General features: G+C 74.4%; 4 protein-coding genes. 2 read left to right on the top strand and 2 right to left on the bottom strand.

Features of this window, described 5'->3' with window-relative positions; all coding sequences use genetic code 11:
• Positions 1-162: 162 nt before the first annotated feature.
• Positions 163-1983 (bottom strand): gamma-glutamyltransferase, encoded by a 1821-nt coding sequence (gene ggt / locus ACFWWQ_RS00345; protein WP_384587629.1) that lies wholly within the window; start codon positions 1981-1983, stop codon positions 163-165.
• A 367-nt stretch (positions 1984-2350) separates the two neighbouring features.
• Between ggt and ACFWWQ_RS00340 the strand changes: the two genes are divergently transcribed.
• Both ACFWWQ_RS00340 and ACFWWQ_RS00335 read left to right on the top strand, forming a co-directional pair.
• The gene (locus tag ACFWWQ_RS00340) at positions 2351-3094 is read left to right on the top strand and encodes a hypothetical protein (protein ID WP_384587626.1); all 744 of its coding nucleotides are present in this window, start codon (positions 2351-2353) and stop codon (positions 3092-3094) included.
• Between the two features lie 212 nt (positions 3095-3306).
• The gene (locus ACFWWQ_RS00335; protein WP_384587623.1) at positions 3307-4407 is read left to right on the top strand and encodes a calcium:proton antiporter; all 1101 of its coding nucleotides are present in this window, start codon (positions 3307-3309) and stop codon (positions 4405-4407) included.
• A gap of 393 nt (positions 4408-4800) precedes the next feature.
• Here ACFWWQ_RS00335 and ACFWWQ_RS00330 read toward each other — a convergent pair whose 3' ends face one another.
• On the bottom strand, positions 4801-5538 hold the full coding sequence (locus ACFWWQ_RS00330; protein ID WP_384587620.1) for an SDR family NAD(P)-dependent oxidoreductase: 738 nt from the start codon (positions 5536-5538) through the stop codon (positions 4801-4803).
• Positions 5539-5903 lie beyond the last annotated feature (365 nt).

Raw genomic sequence — 5903 nt, 5'->3', positions numbered from 1 at the left:
CGCCCCGCTTCTTTCAGGGTCGCCCCCCGACGCTTTGGGCCCCGCCCCCGCCCCCCCCCCCCCCCCCCGCGGCGGGGGGGGGGGGCGCGGGGCGGGGGGGGGGGGGCGCGGGCGGGCGGGCCGGGCGGAAGGGCCCGGCCCGGTTACGGGTGGCCCGGCCGTCTACTGCTGGCTGACGACCATTGCCGAGCCGCCGCCGCGCCGTACCTTCTCGGCCGCGGCCAGCCAGCGGCCGTCGGGCAGCGGCTCCACGCCGGTCGCCGCGCCGATCTCCTCGACCTGCGAGAACTGGTGGCCGATGCCTTCCAGTTGGCTGCGGAGCGGGCTGTTCCACAGCGCCGGTTCCAGCTCCGTTTTTGCCGCATTGCGCTGGCTGGCGCGCGGCGCGGCGATGGCGTCGACCAGCGGCATCCCGCGGTCGAGGTGGTTGACGAGGGACTGCAGCACGGTGGTGATGATGGTCGCGCCACCGGGCGAGCCGAGCGCCACGACGGGCTTGCCGTGCCGCAGCACGATCGTCGGCGAGATCGACGACCGCGGCCGCTTACCGGGACCGGGCAGGTTCGGGTCGTGCACGCCCGGGGTGATGGGCGTGAACGAGAAGTCGGTCAGCTCGTTGTTGAGCAGGAAGCCGCGCCCGGGGACGACGATGCCGCTGCCGCCGGTCTGCTCGATGGTGAGGGTGTAGGCGACGATGTTGCCCCACTTGTCGGCGACGGTGAGGTGGGTGGTGTTCTCCCCCTCATACGTCGTCGGGGACGCCTTGCCGTAGGTGCCGCAGGGCTTGGGGTGGCGCGGGTCACCGGGCGCGAGGGGGCTGGTGAGGACCGCGTCGTCCTTGATGAGGCAGCCGCGGGCGTCGGCGAAGCGCTGCGAGGTCAGGCCGCGGACCGGCACGTCCTCGAACTTCGGGTCGCCGACCCAGCGGCCCCGGTCGGCGAAGGCGACCCGGCTGGCCTCGATATAGCGGTGCAGGTACTGCGCCTCGCTCAGGTGCTTGACGTCGCTGCGCTCCAGGATGTTGAGCGCCTCGCCGACGGTGGTGCCGCCGGACGAGGAGGGGCCCATGCCGTACACGTCGAGCCCGCGGTAGCGGGTACGGGTCGGGGCCTCGCCGAGCGCCTTGTAGTCCCCCAGGTCGCCCATGGTGAGGTCACCGGCGCGGACCTTACGGTCGGATCCGGGGCGGACCGGGGGCTTGCGGACCGTGTTGACGACGTCCCGGCCCAGGTCACCACGGTAGAGCGCGTCGACGCCGCGGCGGCTCAACTCGTCGTAGGTGCGCGCGAGATCGGGGTTCTTCATGGTGGAGCCGACGACGGGCAGCTTGCCGCCGGGCAGGAAGAGGTCGGCGGTGGCGGGGAAGTCCCGGAACCGCGCCTCGTTCTGGGCGGTCTGCTTGCGGAACGTTTCATCAACGGTGAATCCGCGCGCCGCGAGGTCGCGGGCGGGCCGCAGGACCTGACCCAGCGACCGGCTGCCCCACTTGCGGAGGGCGGTGTCCCAGGTGGCGGGCGTGCCAGGGGTACCGATGCCCAGGCCGCTGGTGACGACATCGCCGAACGGCAGCGGTTTGCCGTTCTCCTGGAAGAGGTCGGGCCCGGCGGTGCGCGGGGCGGTCTCGCGGCCGTCCAGGGTGCGCACGGTGCGGGACTTGGCGTCGTAGTAGACGAAGTAGCCGCCACCGCCGACACCGGAGGAGTACGGCTCGGTGACGCCGAGGGCGGCGGCGGTGGCAACGGCGGCGTCGACCGCGTTGCCGCCCTTCTTCAGCACCTCGATACCGGCGGCCGAGGCATCCTGGTCGACGCTGGAGACGACGCCGCCGGAGCCGACGGCGACCGGCGTCTTGGCCGGGACGGGCGTGGGATGCGGGGCGTCGGGGCCCGCCGCGGCGGGCTGGGCGACGGCCGGAACCGCCACCAGTGAACCGGCCAGGGCGGCCACGGCCCCCAGGACGGTGAGACGTCGGGCACGGGACATAGGGGGGACTTCCTCCAAGCGCAGGGGAAACGCAGGTGGCGGGAGCCTACTCGTGGTGCTCATGCCATGACAGAGGGGTCCACCAGGCGATCTTTTCGGCCTCCTCACCGCCCCATTCGACCGGAATGACAGGAATGTTGACGCCGGGTCATGTCTCTCGCCGGGCTTCATTTCCGCTCGTTCGTGCCCGTTTCGAGCCACCGCCCCGCGCCGGGTGACGGCGCGTCGGAGCGCACCCCGAACCCTCCGCCGCGCGAGCCCTCGGCATCGGATAGCGGCTGACCGCGGCGCACGAACCGGGACGATCATCCACATCCCACCCGTCCCGCTCGAACACACACCCGGACAGGGGTTACGCTCCCCCGCCATGAACGATTCCCTGCTCCTCCTGATCGCCGCCGCCGGGGCGCTCGTCGTCGGGGCGGCGGCCGGCTGGGCCGCCTCCTCGGCGGCCGCCCGCCGGACGCTGAACCGCACCCAGCGCTTCTTCGGCCTCCCGGAGGGCTCGGAGTGCGTCCTGGTCACCCACCGGGACAGTGCCTCGGCCCACGGCAGCATCCCGCGCCACGACGCGCTGGCCCTGCTCGGCCTCGCCGCGGTGGTCGAGAACTGCCGCGCCCACCCGGAGGTCGCGCCGCACGACACCGGGCTCCAGGGTTTCGGCGCCCGTACGGAGTTCTGCGTCGGCGACCCGACGGCCCACCGCAGGCTCGCCGCCCACCTCGCGACGCTGCTGCCGGGCGTCGCCGTGCACCCGGGCGACGCGACCGGCGCCGACCGCGGGACCTTCACCATCGGCTCGACCGCGTACCGCATGGAGCCCGGTGCCGTCGAGTACGTCCTGCTGGCCCGGCTGGCGGCCGCGGGGGGCGGCCGCCCGGTGTTCCTGGCGGCCGGCCAGCGTCCGGTCACCCACCGGGCCGCGGTCCGCCATCTGGTCCGCAACCATCCGCAGCTGGCCCGCACGTACGGCGTCGACGGACAGTTCTGCGTCCTGCTGAAGGTGGTCAACTCGCAGGCGTACGGGCCGGACGTGGTGGAGGTCGTCGCCGACGTGACCCGGACCGCGACCGCCCCCGCCGAGCCCCGGGGACACCGCGCGACGACCTGAGCGGGGGCGCGGCGCGGCCGAAGGGGCCCGGGCCGGGGCGCATCTGAGGCGGCATGGGGCCGGGGCGCCCCCGGCACGGCGTGCGCCGGGGGCGCGCCCGAAAAGGCGGCGGTGTGCGGCCCCTTCGCGACGGTCTCTCAGGGCGTCGGCCCGGCACCCGGCGGGCGGTCGCCGGCGCGCGCCCCCGGGTGGGATCTGCCAAGCTCGTGAACATGATCGCCCGGATCCGTTCGACCGCCCAGCACTGGACCCGGGCGGTGCCCGTCCTCGCCGTCGTCCTGCTGATCCTGGTCTGGGGCCGGACCCTGTCGGGCGTGCTGGTCGGCCTGGTGACGGTCTTCCTGGCGGGGTCGGTGCTGGCCGCCGTGCACCATGCGGAGGTGATCGCCCACCGGGTCGGGGAGCCGTTCGGTTCGCTGGTGCTCGCGGTCGCGGTGACCATCATCGAGGTGGCGCTGATCGTCACCCTGATGGCCGACGGCGGCGCCAAGAGCGCCGCGCTGGCCCGGGACACGGTCTTCGCCGCCGTCATGATCACCTGTAACGGCATCGTCGGGTTGTGTCTGCTGGTCGGCGCGTTGCGGCGGCGGGTCGCGATCTTCAACCCGGAGGGCACCGGCGCGGCGCTGGCCACCGTCTCGACCCTGGCCGGGCTGAGCCTGGTACTGCCGAGCTTCACCACCAGCGGCACCGGCGCGCAGTTCTCCACCCCGCAGCTGATCTTCGCCGCGCTGGCCTCCCTGGCGCTGTACGGCCTGTTCGTGACGACGCAGACCGTGCGGCACCGCGACTATTTCCTCGCCCCGGTGACGCAGACGGGCGATGTGCTCGACTCCGACCACGCCGAACCGCCGTCGCGGCGGACGGCACTGATCAGCCTCGGGCATCTGGCGCTGGCCCTGGTCGCGGTGGTGGGGCTGGCGAAGGCGGTGTCGCCCGCGATCGAGGCGGGGGTGGCCGCGGCGGGGCTGCCGTCCTCCGTCGTCGGTGTGGTGATCGCGCTGCTGGTGCTGTTGCCGGAGACCATCGCAGCGGTCCGCGCAGCCCGCCGCGGCCGGATCCAGACGAGCCTCAACCTCGGCCTCGGCTCGGCCATGGCCAGTATCGGCCTGACCATCCCGGCCGTCGCCACCGCGTCCGTGTGGCTGCCGGGCCCGCTGGAGCTGGGGCTCGGCCCGACCCATATGGTGCTGCTCGCCCTGACGGTCGCCGCGGGCACCCTCACCGTCATCCCCGGCCGCGCCACCCCGCTCCAGGGCGGCGTCCACCTCACCCTCTTCGCCGGGTACATCGTCCTGGCGCTGAGTCCCTGACCGGGGGGCCGCCCGGCCCAGGGTCACCGCACCCGGCGCGGCCGCCCGGCTCGCCGCTGCCGCCGCGCGCCACGACCGGCTCCTTATCGATGCGGGCCGTGAGACGCGCCACGCTGCGGCCCCCTGAGCCCCCTTTTGGGCGGATACACCCACTCGGTGGCTTATCGTTCAATCGGAAGCGGGTGTCACCGTGCCGCCCGGGCCGCCGTCCCCCCGGCCGCCCGAAGGCGCTGGCCGATGACCCCGCTGGCCGGACGCCACGCGTTCCTGGCCGCCCCGGCCGGATTCCCCCATCCGGCCGGGGCTTCCCCTCTGCCACGGAAACCGGCGCCCGTCCCGAGGCGCGGAGGCGCCCCCAAGGCCGTCGCCACGCCTCACCCCTGACGCAGGCCCTCACCGCAGATACGACGCCCCGTTCACGTCCAGCACCGTGCCCGAGCTCCACGCGGCCTCCGGTGACGCGAGGTGGAGGACGGCCGCGGCGATCTCCGCGGGCTCGGCGACCCGCCCGAAGGGGCTCTGCCCCCGTACGTCCTCGGTGAGCCGGTCGGCGACCCGTTCGGTGGCGACGAAGCCCGGCGCGACCGAGGCGACCGCGATGCCGTAGGGCGCCAGATGGACGGCGAGCGACTGCCCGAGCGCGTGCAGCGCGGCCTTGGACGCGCCGTACGCCGGGTGGTCCGGCTCACCCCGGTAGGCGCCACGGGAGCCGATGTTGACGATGCGGCCGGAAACCGCCCGGTCGATCATGTTCCGCGCGGCGCGGTGGCTGACGTGCGCGGCGCCGAGCAGGTTCACGTCCACGATCTCCCGCCAGGCGTCCCGCCACTCGTCGAACGAGGTGGTGGCCGCCGGGTGCGGGCGGTTCACCGCCGCGTTGTTGACCAGGACATCGACGCCGCCGAGCCCGTCGAGGGCGGCGTCGACCACCGCCGCGGCGCCCTCCGGGGTGGCGAGGTCGCCCCGGACCAGGACATGGCCGCTGCCGTGCAGCCCGGCCAAGGTCTTGCGGGCCGCCTCCTCCCGCGTGCCGTAGTGCAGCGCGATCCGGTCGCCGTGCGCGGCGAACCGTTCGGCGACCGCCCGCCCGATCCCGCGCGAGGCGCCGGTCACCAGCACCGCGCGGCTCACCGGGCGCCTCCCGCGACCGCGCCACGACGGAACGACCCGGCAAGGGCCTCGAACCGCCGTCGGGAAGGCTGACCGGACAGCTGCATGGACACACTCCACCTCGTCGTTCTCCCCGCTGGGAGCGCGGGGCTGACCGTCAGCGATCGTAAAGGATCACCATCGGCCAAAGGTGAACGCGCGGCGGCGGTGACGAGGGAGAACGGGGAGGACGAGGCCGCGATCGGCATGCCGGGGAGGTGCCGTTGCGGCGCCCGGCGAACGACGGCGCCGCCGGCCCCGGGTTCGGGCAAGGGTCCGGCGGGGCGGGCGGGTGAGCGGGCCTGCCGCACCAGCCTATCCAGGTACGCCGCGACCCGACACACCAC

The sequence above is a fragment of the Streptomyces sp. NPDC059080 genome (genome assembly GCF_042739975.1).
In the GTDB taxonomy this organism is placed as follows: Bacteria; Actinomycetota; Actinomycetes; order Streptomycetales; family Streptomycetaceae; genus Streptomyces; species Streptomyces benahoarensis.
Note: the sequence above shows the minus strand (reverse complement) of the source record. Positions and strands in the feature narration are given on the sequence as shown.